The sequence below is a fragment of the Dactylosporangium sp. CA-233914 genome, assembly GCF_050942935.1.
In the GTDB taxonomy this organism is placed as follows: domain Bacteria; phylum Actinomycetota; class Actinomycetes; order Mycobacteriales; family Micromonosporaceae; genus Dactylosporangium.
The window spans coordinates 662,642-682,701 of the sequence record NZ_CP192030.1 but is presented as its reverse complement, the minus strand read 5'-3'; the positions used below and the strand labels follow the sequence as shown (position 1 = coordinate 682,701).

Genomic DNA, 20,060 nt, shown 5'->3' with positions numbered 1-20,060 from the left:
GAGGTCGACTGCACGCCGGTCGCGGCTGTCTTCGACCTCACCGCCGGGTCTCAAGCCCCGGCCGGCTGGAGATCATGGCCGTCGACGAAGGGGCGTCCGACGCCACGCCGACCCAGGCGATCGGCGACGCGGGCGACGAGCCTAATCTCTACGTCGTGGCCAAACAGGTGCCGATCCCGAGCGCGACCGGCGCCCTGTCCGCAGCCGCCAACACTGTCCTGCTCGTCGTCGCCGGCATCGCCGCCGTCGGGCTCGGTGCCGGCCCGGTCCTCATCGCGCGGCGCCGCCGCGTGCACCCCAGAGCTGAGGCCGGTTAAGCTCATGCGCGGCAGGCCGTAGTGCAGAGGTCGACACGCCACCTTGCGAAGTTGGAGGACGCCGGTTCGATTCCGGCCGGCCTGCCCTTCCTGGCGCGTGAGCTGCCGATATGGCGCAACATCCGGGCCGTGATGCCGCCGCCCGCACTCGTCGCGGCGGCGGCCTCGGCCCGGGCCGCCGGCGACTGGCGCGGCGCCGCCGCCCTGCTGCCGGCCACGATCGACGTCGACCTGCCCGCGGTCCGCGACCGCTTCGGCGCCGAGGCCGCCGCCGCGCTGGAGGACGACCTGCGCCACCTCTGCCTCGACCTGCTGTGGTGGCACCTGCCCCGCCACAGCGGCGGCCGCCGCACCCTGCAGGCCCAGGTCAGCGCGATCCTGGCGCCCCGGCAGGGCGCGAATACGGCACCCCTGGTGCGCATCAAGCTGCCGAAGTCCCCGATGGGGCCGCAGCGCCTGCTGATCGACGTCACGACGCTGGCCGACCTGGAGTACGAGCGGTGGTACTACGCACCCCGCCCGACCTGGGACGTCCGCGAGACCACGGACCTGGCACCGCTGTGGTCCGGCACCGAGGTCTTCGCGCTGCTGGCCGCGGAGTCGTACACCGAGGCCTGGCGACGCTGTGGCATCACGCTGAACTTCGACCCGGCCGGCACCGACGCACTCCAGCGGCCGACGACCTCGCCGACGAGCCCGCTGGGGGTGGCCGCACTGGCTCGGGAGGCCGCGGAGGCCTTCGGAGTGCAGCAGGTCCAGACCATCTTCGGCGCATACCTGACGCTGAACCTTCCGGCCCTGACCGCCGACGCATCCGACCCGAGCGACTGGCTCGAGCCAGAGGTACGGATTCCGACATTTCCGGTACCACCGGATCTGGCCCTGCTCGCAACCGGCCTGCTCTCCCCCGCCGACCTGCATCCGCTCATGCCCGGCTTCACCACCCCGAGCGACGCTGTCACCCCGGGCCGCATTGTCATCCGCAACGCCCCCACCGGCGCTCCCTCGACCGGCTCCGCCACCGCGCCTTCACCCTCGGCCATCGATGCCGCGCCTTCTCCTTCCACGGCCGCGCCTTCGCCCTCCACCGTCGCGCCTTCGCCCTCCGCCGTCGCGTCTTTTCCCTCCGGGGCCGCGCTTTCCGCCTCCTCTGCCGCAGCTCCCATCCTGGCCGCAGCTCCCATCCCTTCGACCGAACCCGAAATTTCGCCGATATCAGCATTTTTCCCGGCGGCGGATGGCGGTCCCGACGATCGGGCGCCGCTTGTCCGGGTTCGGTGTGGCGTGGACTGGCACTGCCTCGCCATCGCCGACGGGGCGCTTCGGCTGCTTGATCACGATGAGGAGGAGCGGCGGCGGGAGGCGACGCTGCGGGCCCTGGGCGGTGAGAGCAGCGGGTGCTACTCGGTCGAGATAGCCTGGCGGTCGGGTGGGGCTCGGTTGCCGCGGGCGCTGCATGAGTACCGGCGGCGGGTCATGCTGCGGCTGCAGCACGGGGACACCGAGTTTCTGCTGCGCGGGCTCGCCGACGGCAGCATCGATCCACAAATGCGGGCCGGGAACGGGTGGTCGCTCATGCACATGGCGCTCTGGCTCGACAGCGGGCGCGTGCTGCCGGCGCTGCTCGCGGCCGGGGTTCCCGTCGACTCGCCGGACCGGATCGGGCGGACGCCGCTGTACGAGGCCGTGATGCAGGGCGGCGACCCCGTCTTCGTGCGCGGGCTGCTCGACGCGGGAGCGAATCCGCGGGCGGAGACGGTGCACGGGGCGACACCGGCGTACGCCGCGCGCAATTACAACGACGGACGGGACCTGAGCTTCCTGGCCAGCCTGTAAGGTCGCCGGGCATGGCGGACATCTTCGAGATCGTGGTAACCCTGGACCTGGGGCCAGGGCTGCCCGCGGACGAGCTGGACGAGCTGCGCTGGCACCTCGGGCTCGGCACGCGGCCGGCGGTGCTGCCGCTCACCGGGGGCTTCGACCCGGAGCCGGTGTTCGCGCGGCGCGGGCCGGCGTGGAAGGTGAGCGGGGCCGTGGTCGCCGAACTGGCGGAGCGGGACGGACGCGGGTGGGCCTTGACCGTGCGTCAGGAGGTACACCCGGATGAATTCGACGCCCTGACCGCCCTGCTGACCGGGGTCGCACGGCACGCTCAGGGCGTCGGCTTCGCGGGATTCGTGCGGTTCTACGAAGACGACGTCCCGGAGCCGATCATGCTGAGCGGCGGGCAGTTGCGGCTGCCCGCCGCCCTGGAGTGACTTACTTGTAGGTGATGTCGGACGACTTGAAGTTGCAGTGGCCGTCGCCCATCCCGTCACCGAGATACTTCGGCTCGCTGCCCTTCGCCACGCCCTGATACTCCGCGCAGATGTGGATGCCGGAGGATTTCTGCACGACCACCCGGGTCAACGTGGCGGTGTCGCCCCAGTTGGTGTTGATGCCCACCACGTACTTCGCGCTGTCCAGCAGCACGTTGTCCACGCTCACGTGCCGCTCGTAGTGGTTGGTGCAGTTCCCGCAGCCGCGGTACAGCTTGCCGATACTCTTGGCGTAGAAGTTGCTGATGTGCACCGTGCCCGAACCGTTGTGCTGAAACACCTTGTCACTGGCCGACTTCGCGCCACCACCGATGACGTACGAGTCACCGTTGGTGCCCAGGAACGTGGCCGCGTCCTCGCCCACGTCCTCCCACCACACGTTCTGAATCGTGCAGCGACCCAGGCAGTGCACCCCGTCACCAGCGGGCGAACCGATGATCACGTTCTTGAGCGTCGCCCCGTCGGACAGCTCGAACATCGGGTCCTGACTCTCGCTCTGCCCACCGTCACCGATGCAGCAGTACCGCTTCATGCCCCCGTCGAGGGTCCCGGACACCTTGATCGTGCCGTTCACCGACGCCGAGCCGCTGGCGGTCGGCCACGCACCGGTCGGCGTGGAGCCGCCGCCGCCGGTCGGGGTGCTGCCGCCGCCGCCCGAGCCGAGCTTGACCAGCTGCCACTGCTGGTTGGCCCCGTCGAGGTTCTGGTAGCCGGCGATCTTCGCCCCGTCGGCGGTGGACCACTCCCACACGTCGAGGACGCTGTTACTGTGCCGGTTGACGAAGCGGACGTACCCGTTCGCCGAGTCCTGCAGACGGAAGTGCTGCGTGGTCGCGCCGCTGTCGGAGTTCTGGACCAGCTGGACCCCGTCGGTGGCGTTGGGCAGCTCGAGCACCTTGCCGCTCATCACCGACTTAATCTTGTAGTACCCCGACCCGGCGTCGACGAACTTCCACTGCTGGACGGCGAGATCGTTGCGCGACCACTGGTTGATCGGCGCCCCGTCGTTCGTCGCCCAGTTATAGACGTCGATGACCTTGCCGCTGTTACGGTTGACGATGACGTACGTCGCGTTGGTGTCGACGGTGGCCGCGGACGCCGTGGTCGTGGCGACCAGCGTCACCCCCGCCACCGCGACGACACTGGACGCGGCGGCAAGCGCGAGCCGCACCCGCCGCCGCGTGGGACTGGATTGCATGTGCTCCTCCATGACCGCTCAGACATTGAAGGAAAGCGCTTTCCTGCCCCGGACCGTAGAGCGGCTTCGAAAGTCGCGTCAACAGCTGCAACAATCCTGCGTACGCGCCCTCGGGGATGTGACGTAACATCGACGAACGTCGCTGTAAATTACATCGCGCCCGTGGGCTTGTGACGGCGGAACTACGCTCGGCAGCCGGATTTGGCGATCAATTAGGTGGTGCCGGGTACGGTGTTGAAGAGCGGAACGCCACCGCCGAGGTCCGCGGTCCTTGTTTTCCGCTTGCGCCGGGCGGCGTGCCGCAAGCCTGGCTCCGGTGAGGCGGGGTCGGCGCGCGGCGGGCTCGGCCGCGACGAGCGGTCGGTGCGCGGCGGGCTCGCGGCATACGCTGGACGGCGTGCTCACGGCGGGGGTCGATCTGGCGGCCGCCGACGAGCGCACGGCCCTGGCCCTCATCGAGTGGTCGGGAGGCCGCGCCCTCGTCCGCGACCTACTCCTCGGCGTTGACGACCAGCTCATCGTCGACACGGTGCTGGCCTCGGACAAAGCGGGGCTGGACTGCGCGCTGGGCTGGCCGGAGCCGTTCATCCGGATGGTCGTCGCCCACCGGGCCGGTCACATCACCGACCTGCCCGCCGCCGGCGCGGGCTCGGCGTGGCGGCGCGCGATGGTGTATCGCACCACGGACGAGGTCATCCGCGCCGCGATCCCGGGGCTGGTCCCGCTCAGCGTGTCCGCGGACCGGCTGGCCCACGCCGCGATGCGGTGCGCGGCGCTGCTGGCGATGATCGCCTCCGGCGGGGCGGACGTGGACCGCAGCGGCTCCGGGCGGGTCGTCGAGGCCTATCCGGCGGCGTCGCTCCACCGGTGGGGGTTGACGCATCGGGGGTACAAGGGGAAGAAGGGCGTTCCCGTCGACGCCCTCGTGGCCGCCACCCGGCCGTGGCTCGAGCTGGGAGCGCACGAGCTGCTGATGCGGGCCAGCCACGACGCGTTCGACGCGGTGATCGCGGCCCTCACGGCGCGGGCCGCCGCGCTCGGGCTCACCGCGCGGCCCAGCCCCGGGCAGCTGGCGGTGGCGCGGGTCGAGGGCTGGATCGCGCTGCCGACCTCGGCCCTCGACACGCTGCCCTGAGCCGCCGGACGCACGCCGCGACTCAGCAGCTCGTGCGCTCCCCGGTGACGCGTCGCGCGCATCAGCGCTCGCAGGCCACGCCGTCACCGTCTCGGTCCAGGGCCGCGCGGTAGCCCGGCTCGCCCCGGTACAGGGGCGCGGCGCCGGCGTTGCGGGCCTCCGTGCAGTTCTTGTAGTACACGTCCTCGGGCTCGTCCTCGGTCGTCGTCTCGACCACGACGGGCGGGGGTGGCGGCGGTTCGGTCGTGGTCGTCACCACGACCACCGGCGGCGCGGTCGTCGTGGCCGCACGCGTGGTGGCCGCGGACGTGGGGGCGGCGGCCGACGTAACGGCCGACGGGGCGGCGGGGCGCTCCCGGTTCCGGTCCTCGCCCTCGTGGTCCTTCGGCGCGAAGAACCCGACGCACGCGCAGAGCACGCATAGCCCGGCGAGGGCCGAGCCGAGACCGATGAGCAGCGGGCGATGGTTCTTCCTGGGCTGCGCGCCAAACGTCACCATGCGAGGCAACGTAGTGATTCCCGAGCCGGTATGAGATCACCGAACGGGCAGCGCTTTCAGCCGGTCGGGTCACCGTCGACCGCGCCCTGTAGTAGATCCGACACCAAGTGATACATTGGCATGCTTCTATAAAGCCCATGACGAGAATGTGGGCCCGTGGGGCCACTCTCCTGATGGCGCTCGCCGCCGGCGCCGTGGCCTGGACCGCGCCCGCCAGCGCGGCCATGCCCGACAAGTTCGCCTTCGTGCTGTGGAACGGCTCCGCCACCGTTCCGACCGGCACCACCCCGTCCGCGACGACCGTCGTGACCGGGCCACCCGGGCGGTACCGCATCACCTTCCCGGGCGCCGCCGCCGCTCGGGGCGTGGTGCACACGACCGCGATCAACACCGTCCCGCACTGGTGCCAGGCCAACTCGTGGGGGCCGGTCGGCTCCGACGAGGTCGTGTACGTCGACTGCTACAAGGCCGGCGGCACCCCCGACTTCACCCCGTTCACCGCGTTCTTCGAGAGCAGCTCGCCGCCCAACGCGGCCATCTCCGGGCACTTCGGCTACGTCGACGCGCAGCCGACCGGCGCCCTGGTGAGCCAGTTCAACTCCGCCGGCGCCGTCAACTCGGTCTCACCGATGGCCGTGGGCGTGTGGGCCGTGAAGATGCCGGGGCTGGCCACTCCGGGGCCGATCGACGGCAGCCTGCAGGCGACCGCGGTTGCGACGACCCCGGCCCGGTGCAAGGTTCTCAAGTGGAGTTCGGGCGCGAGCGGGCAGCTGGTCTACGTGGGCTGCTTCGACGCCACCGGCGCGCCGGTCAACACGCGGTTCACGCTGACGTACCAGTACCAGACCTCGCTCTACGGGGCGAAGATCCCGCCGAAGTACTTCGGCTATCTGTGGTACGCCCCGCCTCTGGGGCCGGTCTCGACCAACTTCAACTCCGTGACGGGACCGGGCACGAACGGGCTGGCGTCGGCGGGCATCGGGCTGTTCCTGCTGAAGTTCCCGAACCTGGCCGTCACCCCGGACACGGTCCAGGTCACCGCAGCCGGCAGCAACTCGGACTTCTGCACGATGAACACGCCGTGGTTCCACTTCCCGCCGGACACCGTGGTGCGTGACGTCAACTGCTTCACCAACGCCGGGACGCCGGTCGACACCGGCTTCCTGGTCAGCGTGAACTCGCAGTTCTGACCCGCCGGCAGGCGCCGCCCGCCGCTACCGGTGGGCGGCGTCCTCGGGGTGCTCGGCGCGGCGGTGGCGGCGGAAGCGGGGCATGGGGTCGAGCGGCGGTGGACAGCTGCGGTCCGGCTCGGGGCGCTCGGGCGGGGTTTCCTTGGCAACCAACTCGTCGCGGTCCATGATGCCCTCCTCACCGGAGTCGGTGCGCAGGACTATTGTTGCACTCTGCAACGACCAACGCCACTCATTGTGAGCGACCGTCATGGTGCCGAATCCCGCTCCCGCAGGATGGTCTTGATGAACGCCTCGGTCTCTTCCGGGGGCTTGGCGGCCACGCCGATGCGTGTCATCTCCTCGAGGTACGGGTCGGACTGGCCCTGGTCGGCGAAGAACAGGGCGCTGTCGATCTGCTCCAGGTAGACGACGTCGAGCAGGTGCTGGCTGCGCAGGCGCAGGATCGAGAACGAGTTGCCGGCGCCCGCACGGCCGCCGGCGCCGAAGGGCAGGACCTGGATGAGCGCGTCGCGACGGCGGCCGGCCCGGATGAGCGACTCCAACTGCTCGCGCATGATCTGCGGGCCGCCGACCTGCTTGCGCAGTGCGGCCTCGTCGACGACCGCCCACAGGCGCGGCGAGCCCGGCTGGTGCAGCATGCGCTGGCGGCGCATCCGCACGTTGACGCGGCGCTGGACCTCGGCCTCGTTGCCGAAGCGCAGGCGCGTCACGGCCTCGGCGTAGGCCCGGGTCTGCAGCAGGCCGGGGATGAACTGCACCTCGTAGGTGCGGATGGTCTCGGCGGCGGACTCCAGCAGCAGGTACGAGCAGAGCCAGTCGGTGAGCACGTCGCGGTACTCGTGCCACCACTGCGGCTCGTTGTCCCGCCGCACCAGATCCAGCAAGGCCCGCCACTCCGCAAGGGGCCGAACCCCGTACAGCGTGAGCAGGCGGCCCAGGTCGTCCTCTTTGACCTTCACGTCGCCGAGCTCGATCCGGCTGATCTTCGATTCCGAGCCGCCGAGGTGCAGGGCGGCATCCGCCCGGCTGATGCGCTTCGCCTCGCGGAACTCGCGCAGCAGCCGGCCCACGATCTCCCGGACGGCCCGGGGCTGGGCGGCCAGGAGGGTTTGCGCGCTCACCGGAGCACCGAGCCGGCGGCGATCGCGAGTCTTATCACGCGCCGTATCGTGCCGGTTCCCCAACGCCAGACGCAAGCGCGCCTGCACGTGTGCATGCACGTGCAGGCGCCCTGGCGATCGAATGAACCCGTCAGCCCATGGACTTCTGGCCGTCGATGGACTCGCGCAGGATGTCGGCGTGGCCCGCGTGCTGGGCGGTCTCGGCGATGATGTGGGTGAAGACCCGGCGGGCACTTCTGCGCGCGCCCGGGCGGAACCACGGGGCGGGCGGCAGTTCGTGGCTGGCGTCGAGGTCGGGCCAGGTGCGGATGAGCTCGTCGGTCTCGGACGCGATCTCGTCGTACCGCGCGATGATCGAGGCCAGCGTCTCACCCGGGAGCATGCGGAACCCGTTCGCCCAGGCCTCGAAGCCCGCCTCGTCCTCGGGCATCGCCACCGCCGACGGGCCGTCAGTGACGAACCGCGCCCACTGCCGCTCGATCTCACCCACGTGCTTGATCAGGCCGCCCAAGGTCAGCTCACTCACCGTCGGGCGCGCCGCCGCCTGCTCGTCGGTCAGATCGCGGACCGTGTACTTCAGGAAGTAACGCGCCATGCCCAGGGACTCCAGCAGGTCGGCGCGCTCGCCGGTGAGGGTCTGAACGGTCATCGTGCACCCATCCTTCGGAAGAAGAAGCTGATGCCGGGAACGTTAGGCGGGGATGCGGTCAGGTTCTGGCCGCTTTCGAAGGGCCCAGAAGGCGCTTGCGTACAGCGTCATACCCAGCAGCAGGAAGGCTCCAGGGAGCAGGAAGGTACGCGGCCAAGAACCAGGACATGTCCGATTTGCCAGCCACCACGAACAGCAGCGCCACGATCCCCCACGGGAAGAGCGGAATCGCCCCCAGGTCAAGGCCAACACTAGCCATAATCTTCGACAATTTTGACAAATCCCTATAAGTCAGAAACTTCCGGGACGTGACGGCCTTGATGTCCTGTGGCATGCATCGACGGCATGAACTACCGCGCCCGGACGGACTGACCCTGAATGCCCGGCCGGGGTGCAGTTATCTCCACCCCGGCCACAAAGGGCCATAGGGCCGTCCGATCACGGGCCGCGCCCGCGTGATGGCGTGAGCCCGGTGACGACGCCATCGGTCGATGAGTGGCCCGCCCGGGTACAGCGGGAACTGCGGCACTTCGCGCAGGAGCGGGACTGGCCCCAGTACCACACGCCGCGCAACCTACTGCTGGCCCTGGTCGGCGAAGTGGGCGAGCTGGCCGAGCTGTATCAGTGGGACCCACCGGAGCCACCGCCGGCCGCGCGGATCGCGGAGGAGGTCGCCGACGTGATGATCTATCTGCTCCGCTTCGCCGACACCGCCGGCGTCGACGTGGCCACGGCGGTCGCCGACAAGATGGCATTCAACGCCACCCGCTTCCCGACGCTCACTGACCAGGCCGAACGGAGCGAGCGGTGACCCGGCAGGCATACATCTACGTTGGTGACCGCGCCGACGAGAACTTCGCGGTCGGCATGGCCGGGCACATCTGGGGCTGGAAGACGTTCGCCAACGGTGGACAGAAGGTCGACGAGGCCCGGGCCTGGCTCAGCGAACCCGACCTGACCGAGTCGACCTGGCTCATCTTCGTGCGTGGCATCCGGGCCGCGCCCCCGGTGCCGTCCGGCTGGCCGCGGACCCGGCCCGAGGACTTCGGCGCTTGGACCGGCGCGACCATCCAAACGGTGACGTGCCGGCTTCTGGCCGCGCCGCTGCACGAGGATCACGTGCGCCAGGTGTGGCGGGACGACCAGTACCCGTACCGGGTGAATCTGGACCCAGAGACGGAGGAGGACCTCGGCCCGATCCGCGCGGCCGACATCGCCGAGGACGCGCTTCGCGCGATCCGGCACTCGGCCGTGCAGAAGGGCTGGCCGATCCTCGGACCGCCGCTGTTCCGTGCCAACTCGGTAGCTCCCGACCGGCACATCCCGGCCGGCGCTGGTCGCGAGACGGTCATGCGGGTGATCCCGCTGGAGCGCAATCGGACGGTCACGTTCGAGCGCCGCCCGGGCGAGTCCGTGACCGCGGTCCGCCGCGAGGCCGGCCTCGTCGAGCGGTACAAGGCCTACCTCGAGCGCCACGGCTTGCGCGCGGTCCGCAACGAGATCACCCTGCCGGGCCGGCTCGACACGTTCTTCACGGACGTGTACGTCGAGGACGTCGAGGAACTGCTGGAGGCCAAGGCCTCGTCCCGCCGCGAGCACATCCGGCTCGCGATCGGCCAGCTCTGCGACTACGGCCGGTTCGTCGCGCCTCGGTCGCGCGCGGTCCTGCTTCCTTCGCGGCCGGAGCAGGACCTGATCGATCTTCTCGCTACGCAGAACATCTCGTGTGTTTACGAGGCTGAGGAGGGCCACTTCATCCGCGAAGACGCCGCCGAGGAGGCCGCGAAGGGGGCGGGAAGCGGGGGGTGACCCAGCGGCGCGGGCGATGAGCCTGCCGCCGGACCCCCGTTCTCGCAGGTACCGACCGTACGCGGGACGGTCGGCCGGACACAGTCGTCCCTTCGTCCGAGTCATTCCGGGATCTCGTAGGTGGCGAGCTCGACGCGGGAGGCGATGCCGAGCTTCTGGTAGATCCGGCGCAGGTGGTAGTTCACCGTGTGCTTGCTGATACCCATCCGCGTCGCGATCTGCTGGTTGGTCAGGCCCTTGCGCACGTGACGGGCCACCGTGCGCCCGCGCTCGCTCAGCTCCGGCCACCCCGTTGGGGCCGTTAGGACGTCCGCGGGCAGTACAGCGACGATCACGATCTCGCCGCCGCCCGGGATATCGGTCAGGGTCACCGCATGCAGGCCCGACGAGCGCAGGCCGCGCAGTACCGCATCCAGGGCCGTCGTCATCGCAGCGCCTCCCCAGCGTGTCTCAGCCAGGCGCGGGCCGACTTGAGCTCGGCCAGCTCCTCGGCCTGGGCCGGGAGGGACGGATGCGGGCCTGGCTCGTCCAGGGCCCGGCGCACGGCCGCCTCCAGGGGCTCGATGCGCTCGGCGAGGCGCCGCTGGGCCAGCGCCAGTGAGGGACCGTCCAGGATCAGCTCTAGTAGGGAAGTCTCGGTCATGGTCGCGACCGGCCTTTCGCGTGAGGGGGAGACTCGCGTGAGGGGGAAAACAGACACCTGGCGATTAGCGGAATTTACTGGAGAATAGCGGAGCCATGCAACGCCGTTCATGGGCGCACGTGGGGATTGCTGGAAATTACTGGACGGCGTACGGTCGAGGCATGCCGGACAGTGCCGAGGAGATCGAGCAGCGGCTGGCCGCCCTGCGCGCCGAGGTGCGGCAGGCCACGGCCGCCGGGGACTGGCCGCGCGTACGGGTTCTGCGGGCCCAGCAGAAGGCGCTCGACGAGGCCTGGGAGGCCGCGCTGCAGGAACTGGCGCCGCCGCAGGTTCCGGCGCCACGGGAGCCGTCCTCGCTGCTGCCGCTGCGCGAGCAGGTGCACGGGGCGCTCACCCTGCTCACCGTCCCGGCCGCGCCGCGGCTCATCGCGCAGGTCTACAACGCCTGCTTCGGCGGCGAAGTCAACAGCGCCAAGCTCACCAGCCTGCGCCGCGACGAGGAGCGCTCGTTCCGGCCCGCACCCTTCGCCCGCCCCTACTACCTCTGCGCGGCGCTGGCCGCCGACCGCTTCGCGCCCGTGCGCGGCCTGCTCGCGGTCTCGACCTGGCCGCTGGAGCAGCGCATCATCGGGGCGCTCAGCCCCCGGGTCGACTTTCTCACCGCCGCGGTCAGAATCGCGGAACACGTCGACCGCCTTCCCGATACCGACCGGGCGACCGCACGCCTACTGTGGCTGTTCGCGGAGAACATCCCCGGCGCCGCGGACGGCATCGGCTCGGCCAAGCCGGAGGCCGTCAAGCGCGCCGCCGAGGCCGAACTGCAGACGCACCAGCCGGTCGACCGGTCGCACCGCGAAGCGGCCGCCGCCCGGGCCCGCGCGCAACTCGACGACGCCGACCAGCTCTTCGGCGTCAACCTCAAGGCGGTGCCCAACACCGGCACGTAAATCCACCGCGAAGGAAAGCCCGTGAACAGCACCGAGGAACGGCTCGCCGAGCTGCGGGGACCCGTACCGCCCAAGGCCCACAACGCCCGGACGATCGCCGCGCTCACCACCAACCCCGGCTGCGCCCGCCGCGCGGTCATGGACGCCGGCGGCGTCGACAAGCGGGCCGTCGCCGCCCGGGCCGGGTTCGCCCCGCCGTACGGTCAGTCCCCGTTCGCCATCACCCGCACGCAGGCGTTCGTCGCGCAGGTCAAGGCCAACGGCTGCGCCGAGCTGCTGCGCCTGCTGCGCGAGGTCCTCCGGCTGGAGATCCCCGAGGTGGCGTACCAAGACCTGGAAGACGCGGGCGGCAACGACACCCAGGAGGTCCGCCACCAGCTGGCGCGCCAGGTGCTCGGGGCGGCCGCCGCCGGCACCGCGGACTTCGGCACGCTCTTCGACCACCCCCTGCTGAAGCTGCCGGTCGGCGGCCGGCAGGTGTTCCTGGAGCCGGACCTCATCGCGCTGCAGTACGAAGGCAAGTTCTACGTCATCGCGATCAAGTCCTTCGCCGTGATCGACGGGCAGGCCGACGGCGGGAAGGTGGCCTCGGCGGCCGTGCAGTCCGCGGTGTACGTCGTGGCGCTGCGCCGCCTGCTCGAAGACCTCGGCCACGACCCGGAGAACGTCTCGCACGACGTGGTGCTGGTCTGCCCCGAGAACTTCTCCAACCACGCGGTCGCCACGAAGCTCGACGTACGCCGGCAGCTGACCGTGCTGGAGCGCCAGCTGCGCCGGATGACCCGCATCGACGAGCTGCTCGATCCGCTCGACGACGACCTGACGTTCGACCTCGCCCCCGACCGCGACGGCCGCCCCACACGCCCGATCGGCGAGCTGTGCACCGCGATCGAGAACATCCCCGCGCGCTACTCACCCGAGTGCCTGTCGATGTGCGAGATGTCGTACTTCTGCCGCGCCGAGGCCCTCGGCAGCACGCACGCGCTGGGCAAGTCGGTGCGCGAGGAGCTCGGCGGCGTGGAGTCGGTCGAGACCGCGCTGCGCCTCGCGGCGGGCGAGCTCGCCCCGTCGCCGGACCAGCAGGAGGCCGCATCGGTACTGCGAGCCGCGCTCCGCCTGCGCGAGGAGTCCCTGCGAGTGCTGGCATGAGTTCGTTGACCGCACTCGCGCGGGCGCTTGCCGTGCGGCACGAGGCCGCCCAGCCGATCACCACGGTCCGTCACACGCACGTCGCGCAGCGGCCGCTCGTGTTCATACCGCTGACGCTCGCCGGTGAGGCGAACGCCCCGCTCGCCGCGCTGGCCGGCGACGACCCGGACCGGCCGCGCCTGCTGATTGTGCCCCAGCCCCGCAACCGCGACCAGCGCTTCCAGTTCGCCGCCGAGCTCGGCCGCCTCGTCGTGTCCTATGTGGACGGATTCGCGCGCCATCAGGAGGACGTCAAGGGCCGGCGCCGCTTCACCGACGCGCCGCAGCTGCTCGTGCCCAACCCGGGCGGCGTCGAGTTCGTGCGGCTCTTCGGCCGCTCGACCCGACTTCGGCGCACGTACGGAGAATACGCCGTCAAGCCCGTCGTCCCCCTGCTCGGCAAGTGGCTGACGTTCTTCGCCGAGCGCGCAGAGCACCCGGGCTCGGCGCTGATGCTGGCGATGACCTCGACGCTCACCCAGCACTGGGCGACCGGCCAGAGCGCCGTCGAGGACGCGAACCTGGCCGCCGTCCTGGCCTGGCTGGACCCGCAGGACGACCGCTCCCCGTTCGAGGCGGCGCTGGACGCCGAGGACCCCGACATCTGGCCGCCGGCCGGCCCGGCCACCGACCCGGCCTTCGACGCGGGCAGCCTGGCGCCGGCGATCGAGCGATACGCCAAGACCGACGCCGACTCCGTCGCCCGCCGGGCCGCCCGGGAGCGCCTGGAGTCGGTCCTGCGCGGCCAGTTGGAGCCGACCTGGCGGCTGATGTGGCGGGCCGTTTCGCTGCTGCGCACGCTGCCGCCGGGCGCGAGCGTGCTGGAGCGCTGGGCCGACGACCGCGACGCGTACACGAACTTCGCCACGTATGTGCAGGAGCCGGGATCGCTGCCGCAGGCCCGGCGGGACAGCGCGGTCGCCGCGGCCAAGCGCCTCAACCGGCTGGAGCGGGCGCAGGCGCAGTACGACGCTCAGCGCGCCCTTGACGACCCGCTCGTGATGGCCGAGTTCCGGCTGGCCGGCGAGGCGTTCGCGGGCGAGGTCGTCGCCGCCGAGGCGGACCGTCTCGACGCCACGGGCCCGCGCCGCAAGCTCCGTCCACATGTGACGGTCCGCACCTCGGATCCGTTGCGCCTGACTGTCGGCGCCGAGCTGCGATCGCCGGCCCGCCGCACCCAGACCGCCCGAATCCTGACGGTGTCCGAAGTGGACGGTGGGCTGGACGTCCGGCTGGAGCTTACCGGCGGCATGGGCCGCGCGCTGACCCCGGCCCCGGGCAGCGTTCCCGAGTTCGGCGAGCGGGTCACGTACAGCACCGTGTCCGCGGGTTTCCAGCCGGGCGGCAACTTCCCGGCGGTCGAGGACACCCCGTGGACGCACGGCGGCCCGCCCCCGCCGCCGGAACCGACCGAGGAGGACGCGGTGGAGGCCTGGTCATGACCGACGTGCTGCCCGCAGTGCTGCGGGACCTGCAGTTCGCCGACGCGCCCGGCGTGGTCGTCGACTCCCCGCCGGGCGCGGGAAAGTCCACATTGGTCGTTCGCGCGGCCCGGCACATCGCCGGGACCGGCGAGCCGCTGGCGATCGTGGCGCAGACCAACGAGCAGGTCGACGACCTGATCGCCGCGCTGGCCCGCGCCGAGCCCGGCCTGGCGATCGGCCGTCTCTCCGCGCAGGGGTACGTCCCGGTGCCCCGCATCGCCGCGCACAACAACGTCACCGTGGACAACGCGGTGGCGGGCCTGGCCGGCTGTGCGGTCACGGTCGGCACCGCGGCCAAGTGGTCGACGCTGACCCAGGGCGCCTGGCCTTGGGCGATCGTCGACGAGGCGTACCAGATGCGCTCCGATGCTCTTCTGCAGGTCGCCGGCCGCTTCGAGCGCACCCTCTTCGTCGGCGACCCCGGCCAACTGGACCCGTTCTCGACCGTGGAGACGGAGCGCTGGGCGGGCCTGTCCTGGGATCCGCAACTCAGCGCGGTCGCGGTCCTGCTGCGCCACAACGAGGTCCCCGTCCACCGCCTCCCGGTCTCCTGGCGCCTGCCCGCCACGGCGGCCCCGGTCGTGTCGGAGGCGTTCTACCCGTTCACCGGCTTCACGTCCGGCACCGGGCTGCACGAGCGCTCGATGTCGTTCGCCACCAAGGCCTTCGGATCGTCCCCTTTGGACAGTACCCTGGAGACGGCCGCGGACACGGGCTGGGCCCTGCACGAGCTCCCGGCCCGGCACAGCATGCGCACCGACGCCGAGGTGGCGCAGGCCTGCGCGTCGCTGGCCATCCGCCTGCTGGAGCGCGGCGCGGTGGCGGTCTCGGAGAAGTCCCCGGCCGGCGCCCCGGTTTCCGCGGACCGCATCGCGATCGGCACCGCCCACCGCGACCAGGCCGCCGCGGTCCGCCGCTTCCTCTCCCCCGACTCCACGATCACCGTGGACACGGCGAACCGCCTGCAGGGCCGCGAGTACGACGTCACAATCGTGTGGCACCCCCTGTCCGGCCGCCGCGACGCCACGGCCTTCCACCTGGAATCCGGCCGCCTGTGCGTGCTGACATCGAGACACCGCCACGCCTGCATCGCGGTGGCGAGAGCGGGCATCACGGAGTTGCTGGACGCCCACCCGTCAACGGGCCGGATGTACCTCAACGAGCTGGTGAAATTCCCCGACGGCTGGGAGGCCAACCAGGCCGTGATGTCCCACCTGGAGACCCACCGCATCCCGGCATAGCACCCCGAAACGGACACCTCCACGCGGCGGTTTCCGCTGATGGTCAGCAAGCGGCAGGTGCAGTACCTCGCCGCGCGTGGCGAGTTGCGCAGCCCAGCCCGTGGCGTCATCGATGACGTCTCCGTCGACCGGTACATCGCGAGCCGGGGCGGGTCGCGAGCGCGGGCCTGGTCGGAGGCGACCGCCTGGGGCGCCGTGGCGCTGCTCTCGGGGCGGGACGCCGCGTGGACGGGGCCCGCCCAGCGTTCGCGGCTGCGGAGGCGGTTACGGGAGATGAATACGGGTGAACTGGTCAGCGGAGCACGGGGACGCACGCGAGGGGTTCGCGGGCCGATCGCGCCCGCGTCGCCGTGCTGCGGCAGGCGCTACCGGACGACCACGCCGCCTGGCGCGCGCTCGCCGGTGACACGCGGCCCTGACGTCATCCGCAGGGGGTGAGGACTTGGCAGGTTCACCGTCGGCATGGTTGATCGGTATCGAAGCTGCCGTCTTGGCTGTTCGTCGTAGGGGTGCTGGATGCAGATCATGCCCGAGGCCGTTGTTCTACCGGCGGACACCAGTCAGCTTCCGCAGGGCAAGTATGGGCCCGTTTATCCGCGGACGCCCGCGTGTTACGGGTTCACGGTCATCGCTACGGTCAAGCCGGGGCGCGCGGATGCGGTGCGCGCCTATGGGCAGACACTGGCCAAGGCGCTGGAGGTGGATCCGCGGCTGCTCGCGCCGTTGAAGTTGCATTACCTGCGGTGGGTGCTGTTCGACAACGACACCCGGTTCATGTACCAGGGAATCTTCGACACCGACTTCGACAAGTACACCGAGGACGCCGTCGCGTTGTTCATCAAGGCCGGCGTGGCCACGGTGTTCGAGAATCTTGAGGGCTTCCCGGAGGACTGGCGCGCGAATCCGGAGGCCTTCGTCAGGTTCGTGCGGGAACACCAGTGCCCGAGCTTCATGGAGTACGGCGAGTACCCGTACGTGACGGCCGACGAGATCAAGCGGGCGCTGCAGGTCAAGAACGCCTTTTCCGCCATGCTGGATCAGCTGCAGTAGGGCCGGGGACCGTCTATGGAGCAGTGGAGCACCGCCCGCACGTACAATCAGCGCCACCAGCGCCGACCGGCCACACCGGGACGTCGGCGGGTGACTGTCTACGTGGCCTGGAGCTACCCCGCCGAGGCCGGGCGCGACCCGGCCGAGCTGGACAACCGGTACTCGACAATGACCGAGGTCCGCCGGGCGGCGTGGCCGGCCTACGAGAACCCGCAATGGTCGGATCCGGGCCGGTATCTGCAGGGCGTCGCCGGCTCGCTGGAACTGTTCTTCCTGGCCTGGGAGCCGTTCCAGCAGTACGTGCTGGAGGTGACCGGTCATCCGGTCGCGGTGTATCAGCGCGTCGACCAGGCGGGTGCCGTCGCGCCGCTGGACGAGCGCGTGCTGGGCGACACTGACGTGCTGCTGCTGTTCGGCCTCGACCACATGGTGACCGGCCAGGAGGCCACCGACGCCGAGATCGAAGCGTTGCGGCAGTTCCTGACCCGGCCGGAGGCCCGGCTGGTGCTCGGCCCGCACCACGACGTCGGCGCGACGGACGATCTGAAGCAACGCGATGCCGAGTACCACCATCACGGCGATCCGCTGGTGCCCCGCCAGCAGCGGTTCGGCCGGTACACCCGCTCCGTCATGGCCGGGCTCGGCGTGCCGGTGGAGAACCGCTGGGGACTGCGGCCCGCGGTCCGCGGCGATGGCGGCATCGCCCCACTGTCGATCGACTCCGACCTTGACGAGCGGGGCTGGCTGGAGGGCGTCACCGGCTTCAACTTCCACCAGCATCTGCCGCACTACGCCGTGACGACGGACGAACCCGGCGTCGTGCGGGTGCTGGCCCGTCAACCCATCGACACCTCGCGGCCGCACCCGTTCGTCGAGGCGGGCAACAGCCAGTTCAACGCGCTGCTGTGGATGCCGCCCGGCGGACAGCGGGCCGCGGACATCCTGGTCGCCGACTCGACGATCTTCAGCACGCTGTTCGGCGCCGACGACAGCCTGCGCCGATTCTGGCACAACCTGGCCACCGACCCGCAGCGCCGGACATGACGCGGGCTACCACGCGGCTGGACCTGCACGACATCCAGCGAGGAGTGCTCAGCCCCCGGCCCACACCCTACGCGGCGACGTACCTGCTGTTGCGCATCGACGACCAAGCCGACGGTCGCCAACTCATGCGCCGCGCTGCCGAGGTCGTGACGTCGGCCGCGGATGCAGCACATCCCTTGGGCGACACGTCGGTCAGTGTGGCGGTCACCTACCACGGGCTGCGCGCGCTCGGCGTGCCGCGGCAGTCGCTCGACACGTTCGCGTGGGAGTTCCGGCAGGGCATGGCGGCCCGCGCCGCGGCGCTCGGTGACACCGGCGACAGCGCCCCCGAACACTGGGAACCGCCGCTGGGTTCGCCGGACGTGCATCTGGCGCTGACCGTGGTCGCGCCGGACAGCGACCGGCTCGACGCCGCGATCGACCGCGCCCGCCCGGCCTACGCGACGCTACCCGGCGTGACCGCGATCTGGCGGCAGGACTGCCACGCCACAGCCGACGAGACCGAACCGTTCGGCTACCGGGACGGGATCAGCCACCCTGCCGTCGAGGGCAGCGGCATCCCTGGCTCCAACCCCCTCGAAACACCCCTGCGACCGGGCGAGTTCGTCGTAGGCTACCCCGACGAGCTCGGCGGCACCCAGCATGTCCAGCCGGAGGTCCTCGGTCGCAACGGCAGCTACGTCGCGTTCCGCAAGCTCCATCAGCGCGTCGCGGCATTTCGTCGTTACCTCGCCGAACACGCCGCCACGCCCGACGAGCAGGCCCTGCTGGCCGCCAAATTCATGGGGCGCTGGCGCAGCGGTACCCCGCTCGCGCTCAGCCCGCACAACGACGACCCGGATCTCGGCGGCGACCCGTACCGGCGCAACGCCTTCGGCTACGCCGACGACCCCACCGGGTACGTGACGCCCGGCGGCAGCCACATCCGGCGCGCGAATCCCCGCGACGCCGACGTCGCCGGCGAACCGCGGTTGCACCGGATGATTCGGCGCGGCACCGTCTACGGCCCGCCCCTGCCCGACGGCGTCCTCGACGATGACGGCGCCGATCGCGGCATCATGTTCGCCTTCGTCGGCGCGCATCTGGGCCGGCAGTTCGAGTTCGTGCAGTCCGAGTGGATCAACAACGGCGTGTTCTTCGGCGCCGGCGCCGCCCGCGACCCGATCGCCGGCCAGCGGTCCGAGCAGGATGACTACACCATCCCGCAACGACCGGTCCGGCGGCGCCTGCACGGCCTACCGCAGTTCGTCGTCACCCGCGGCGGCGAGTACGGCTTCATGCCCGGACTGCGCGCTCTGCGGTGGCTCGGCGAGTTGCCCGGCTAGCCATGGATGTCGTGCTCCTGCTGCTCAACGTCGTCACGATCGTCTTCATCACCACCACCATGTTCGCCGCCGGCCTCGGCTCCACCGTCAACGCGTTGACAGCCGTCGCCACCGATGTGCCGCTGCTCCTGCTCGCCCTGCTGGTCAACATCGGTCTCGTCCCGTTGATCGCGTGGGCGCTGGGCATCCTGCTCCACCTGAACGCCGCGGCGTTCATCGCGCTGGTACTCGTCGCGGCGTCACCGGGCGGACCGTTCGGCGCCAAGCTCGCCACGATGCAACACGGCGACGCCACTACTGGCGCCGCCATGCAGGTCCTCCTCGCCGCCGTCGGCAGCGTCAGCTTCGCACCCGTCGCCAACATCGTGATCCGCGCTGCCGGCATCGCAGAAGGCTTCACCCTCGACGTCGGCGCGCTCATCCGCACCGTGGCCCTGCTCCAGCTCGTCCCCTTCGCCATCGGTTTGCTGGTTCGCCACACCCGGCCCGAAATCGCCGACCGCTGGCAGCTGCGCACCGCCGCGCTGTCCAACGCCACCTTCCTCGCCGTCCTCGCCGGCATGCTCGCCGGTAACTGGCAGCAGATCGCCGCCCTGCTCGGCTCCCGCACGATCCTCGCCGGAATCGTGCTCACGGCCGCGACCTGCGTCGTCGGAACCCTCCTGGCCACCGGCCCCGTTCCTCGCCGCACCACCATGGGCGGCGTCGCCGCCACCCGCAACGTCGGCCCGGCGCTCACCGCCGTCGGTCTCGCCTTCCACAACGACCCGGCGATCCTCGGCGCACTCGCCGGAATCTTCGTCACCAGCATGGTCGTTTCCGTTCCCGCCGCCGCGGTCCTCGGCCGCAGACGCCATCCACCAGACGCGGCCGAGCACTCAGCGAACGAGCCATGACCA

At 70.9% G+C, this 20,060-nt stretch carries 23 protein-coding genes and 1 tRNA gene; 16 read left to right on the top strand and 8 right to left on the bottom strand.

The features are described from left to right. Positions 1-74: 74 nt before the first annotated feature. From ACQPY0_RS03150 to ACQPY0_RS03135, 4 genes are all read left to right on the top strand, one after another. Positions 75-317 (top strand): hypothetical protein, encoded by a 243-nt coding sequence (locus ACQPY0_RS03150; RefSeq protein WP_432984298.1) that lies wholly within the window; start codon positions 75-77, stop codon positions 315-317. Between the two features lie 12 nt (positions 318-329). Beyond that, positions 330-402, top strand: a tRNA-Arg gene (locus tag ACQPY0_RS03145). Next, complete coding sequence (locus ACQPY0_RS03140; RefSeq protein ID WP_432984295.1) at positions 369-2,153, top strand: hypothetical protein; 1,785 nt, start codon at positions 369-371, stop codon at positions 2,151-2,153. Before ACQPY0_RS03145 ends, ACQPY0_RS03140 begins: the two co-directional genes overlap by 34 nt. Before the next feature lie 11 nt (positions 2,154-2,164). Next, entirely contained in the window at positions 2,165-2,575 is a 411-nt protein-coding gene (locus tag ACQPY0_RS03135) for a hypothetical protein (RefSeq protein ID WP_432984293.1), read from the top strand. A gap of 1 nt (position 2,576) precedes the next feature. Here the strand turns inward: ACQPY0_RS03135 and ACQPY0_RS03130 are convergent, their stop codons facing one another. Further along, positions 2,577-3,833, bottom strand: a complete 1,257-nt coding sequence (locus tag ACQPY0_RS03130) for a pectate lyase (protein WP_432984290.1) — start codon at positions 3,831-3,833, stop codon at positions 2,577-2,579. A gap of 397 nt (positions 3,834-4,230) precedes the next feature. Here ACQPY0_RS03130 and ACQPY0_RS03125 point away from each other — a divergent pair, with 397 nt between their 5' ends. Continuing rightward, positions 4,231-4,968 (top strand): DUF429 domain-containing protein, encoded by a 738-nt coding sequence (locus ACQPY0_RS03125; protein ID WP_432984287.1) that lies wholly within the window; start codon positions 4,231-4,233, stop codon positions 4,966-4,968. A gap of 61 nt (positions 4,969-5,029) precedes the next feature. Here ACQPY0_RS03125 and ACQPY0_RS03120 read toward each other — a convergent pair whose 3' ends face one another. After that, the gene (locus ACQPY0_RS03120) at positions 5,030-5,467 is read right to left on the bottom strand and encodes an excalibur calcium-binding domain-containing protein (RefSeq protein ID WP_432984284.1); all 438 of its coding nucleotides are present in this window, start codon (positions 5,465-5,467) and stop codon (positions 5,030-5,032) included. A 137-nt stretch (positions 5,468-5,604) separates the two neighbouring features. Between ACQPY0_RS03120 and ACQPY0_RS03115 the strand changes: the two genes are divergently transcribed. Continuing rightward, positions 5,605-6,657: a hypothetical protein gene (locus ACQPY0_RS03115; protein WP_432984281.1), complete on the top strand. Its 1,053-nt coding sequence runs from the start codon at positions 5,605-5,607 to the stop codon at positions 6,655-6,657. Between the two features lie 24 nt (positions 6,658-6,681). On the opposite strand, the gene ACQPY0_RS03110 is transcribed toward ACQPY0_RS03115, so the two are convergent. The 4 genes from ACQPY0_RS03110 to ACQPY0_RS03095 form a co-directional block, all read right to left on the bottom strand. After that, the gene (locus ACQPY0_RS03110) at positions 6,682-6,876 is read right to left on the bottom strand and encodes a hypothetical protein (protein ID WP_432984278.1); all 195 of its coding nucleotides are present in this window, start codon (positions 6,874-6,876) and stop codon (positions 6,682-6,684) included. A 29-nt stretch (positions 6,877-6,905) separates the two neighbouring features. Beyond that, positions 6,906-7,781 carry a helix-turn-helix domain-containing protein gene (locus ACQPY0_RS03105; protein ID WP_432984275.1) on the bottom strand — a complete coding sequence of 292 codons (876 nt, stop codon included), beginning with the start codon at positions 7,779-7,781 and terminating at the stop codon, positions 6,906-6,908. Positions 7,782-7,911: 130 nt separating this feature from the next. Further along, positions 7,912-8,430 (bottom strand): DinB family protein, encoded by a 519-nt coding sequence (locus ACQPY0_RS03100; RefSeq protein ID WP_432984272.1) that lies wholly within the window; start codon positions 8,428-8,430, stop codon positions 7,912-7,914. Between the two features lie 58 nt (positions 8,431-8,488). Next, positions 8,489-8,764 (bottom strand): hypothetical protein, encoded by a 276-nt coding sequence (locus ACQPY0_RS03095; protein ID WP_432984270.1) that lies wholly within the window; start codon positions 8,762-8,764, stop codon positions 8,489-8,491. A gap of 138 nt (positions 8,765-8,902) precedes the next feature. Between ACQPY0_RS03095 and ACQPY0_RS03090 the strand changes: the two genes are divergently transcribed. Together ACQPY0_RS03090 and ACQPY0_RS03085 are read left to right on the top strand one after the other, a co-directional pair. Then, positions 8,903-9,241 (top strand): nucleotide pyrophosphohydrolase, encoded by a 339-nt coding sequence (locus ACQPY0_RS03090; protein ID WP_432984267.1) that lies wholly within the window; start codon positions 8,903-8,905, stop codon positions 9,239-9,241. Next, positions 9,238-10,239, top strand: coding sequence for a hypothetical protein (locus ACQPY0_RS03085; RefSeq protein ID WP_432984264.1), 1,002 nt, complete (start codon positions 9,238-9,240; stop codon positions 10,237-10,239). Before ACQPY0_RS03090 ends, ACQPY0_RS03085 begins: the two co-directional genes overlap by 4 nt. A gap of 101 nt (positions 10,240-10,340) precedes the next feature. Here ACQPY0_RS03085 and ACQPY0_RS03080 read toward each other — a convergent pair whose 3' ends face one another. Continuing rightward, on the bottom strand, positions 10,341-10,667 hold the full coding sequence (locus tag ACQPY0_RS03080; RefSeq protein ID WP_432984261.1) for a response regulator transcription factor: 327 nt from the start codon (positions 10,665-10,667) through the stop codon (positions 10,341-10,343). Continuing rightward, positions 10,664-10,882: a hypothetical protein gene (locus ACQPY0_RS03075; protein ID WP_432984258.1), complete on the bottom strand. Its 219-nt coding sequence runs from the start codon at positions 10,880-10,882 to the stop codon at positions 10,664-10,666. Before ACQPY0_RS03075 ends, ACQPY0_RS03080 begins: the two co-directional genes overlap by 4 nt. 161 nt (positions 10,883-11,043) lie before the next feature. Here ACQPY0_RS03075 and ACQPY0_RS03070 point away from each other — a divergent pair, with 161 nt between their 5' ends. The 8 genes from ACQPY0_RS03070 (at position 11,044) to ACQPY0_RS03035 (ending at position 20,057) form a co-directional block, all read left to right on the top strand. Further along, a complete protein-coding gene (locus ACQPY0_RS03070) occupies positions 11,044-11,829 on the top strand; it encodes a hypothetical protein (RefSeq protein ID WP_432984255.1) in 786 nt (261 codons plus the stop codon). A gap of 21 nt (positions 11,830-11,850) precedes the next feature. Next, positions 11,851-12,978, top strand: a complete 1,128-nt coding sequence (locus ACQPY0_RS03065; protein WP_432984252.1) for a hypothetical protein — start codon at positions 11,851-11,853, stop codon at positions 12,976-12,978. Further along, positions 12,975-14,459: a hypothetical protein gene (locus ACQPY0_RS03060; RefSeq protein WP_432984249.1), complete on the top strand. Its 1,485-nt coding sequence runs from the start codon at positions 12,975-12,977 to the stop codon at positions 14,457-14,459. The genes ACQPY0_RS03065 and ACQPY0_RS03060 overlap by 4 nt, the downstream gene beginning before the upstream one ends. Next, the gene (locus ACQPY0_RS03055) at positions 14,456-15,742 is read left to right on the top strand and encodes an AAA domain-containing protein (RefSeq protein ID WP_432984246.1); all 1,287 of its coding nucleotides are present in this window, start codon (positions 14,456-14,458) and stop codon (positions 15,740-15,742) included. The genes ACQPY0_RS03060 and ACQPY0_RS03055 overlap by 4 nt, the downstream gene beginning before the upstream one ends. Positions 15,743-16,258: 516 nt before the next feature. Beyond that, the gene (locus tag ACQPY0_RS03050) at positions 16,259-16,792 is read left to right on the top strand and encodes a hypothetical protein (RefSeq protein ID WP_432984243.1); all 534 of its coding nucleotides are present in this window, start codon (positions 16,259-16,261) and stop codon (positions 16,790-16,792) included. 90 nt (positions 16,793-16,882) lie between these two features. Continuing rightward, the gene (locus ACQPY0_RS03045; protein WP_432984240.1) at positions 16,883-17,836 is read left to right on the top strand and encodes a hypothetical protein; all 954 of its coding nucleotides are present in this window, start codon (positions 16,883-16,885) and stop codon (positions 17,834-17,836) included. Beyond that, positions 17,833-19,161 carry a Dyp-type peroxidase gene (locus ACQPY0_RS03040; protein ID WP_432984237.1) on the top strand — a complete coding sequence of 443 codons (1,329 nt, stop codon included), beginning with the start codon at positions 17,833-17,835 and terminating at the stop codon, positions 19,159-19,161. Before ACQPY0_RS03045 ends, ACQPY0_RS03040 begins: the two co-directional genes overlap by 4 nt. A gap of 2 nt (positions 19,162-19,163) precedes the next feature. Beyond that, positions 19,164-20,057: a bile acid:sodium symporter family protein gene (locus ACQPY0_RS03035; protein ID WP_432984234.1), complete on the top strand. Its 894-nt coding sequence runs from the start codon at positions 19,164-19,166 to the stop codon at positions 20,055-20,057. The last annotated feature ends 3 nt before the right edge of the window (positions 20,058-20,060 follow it).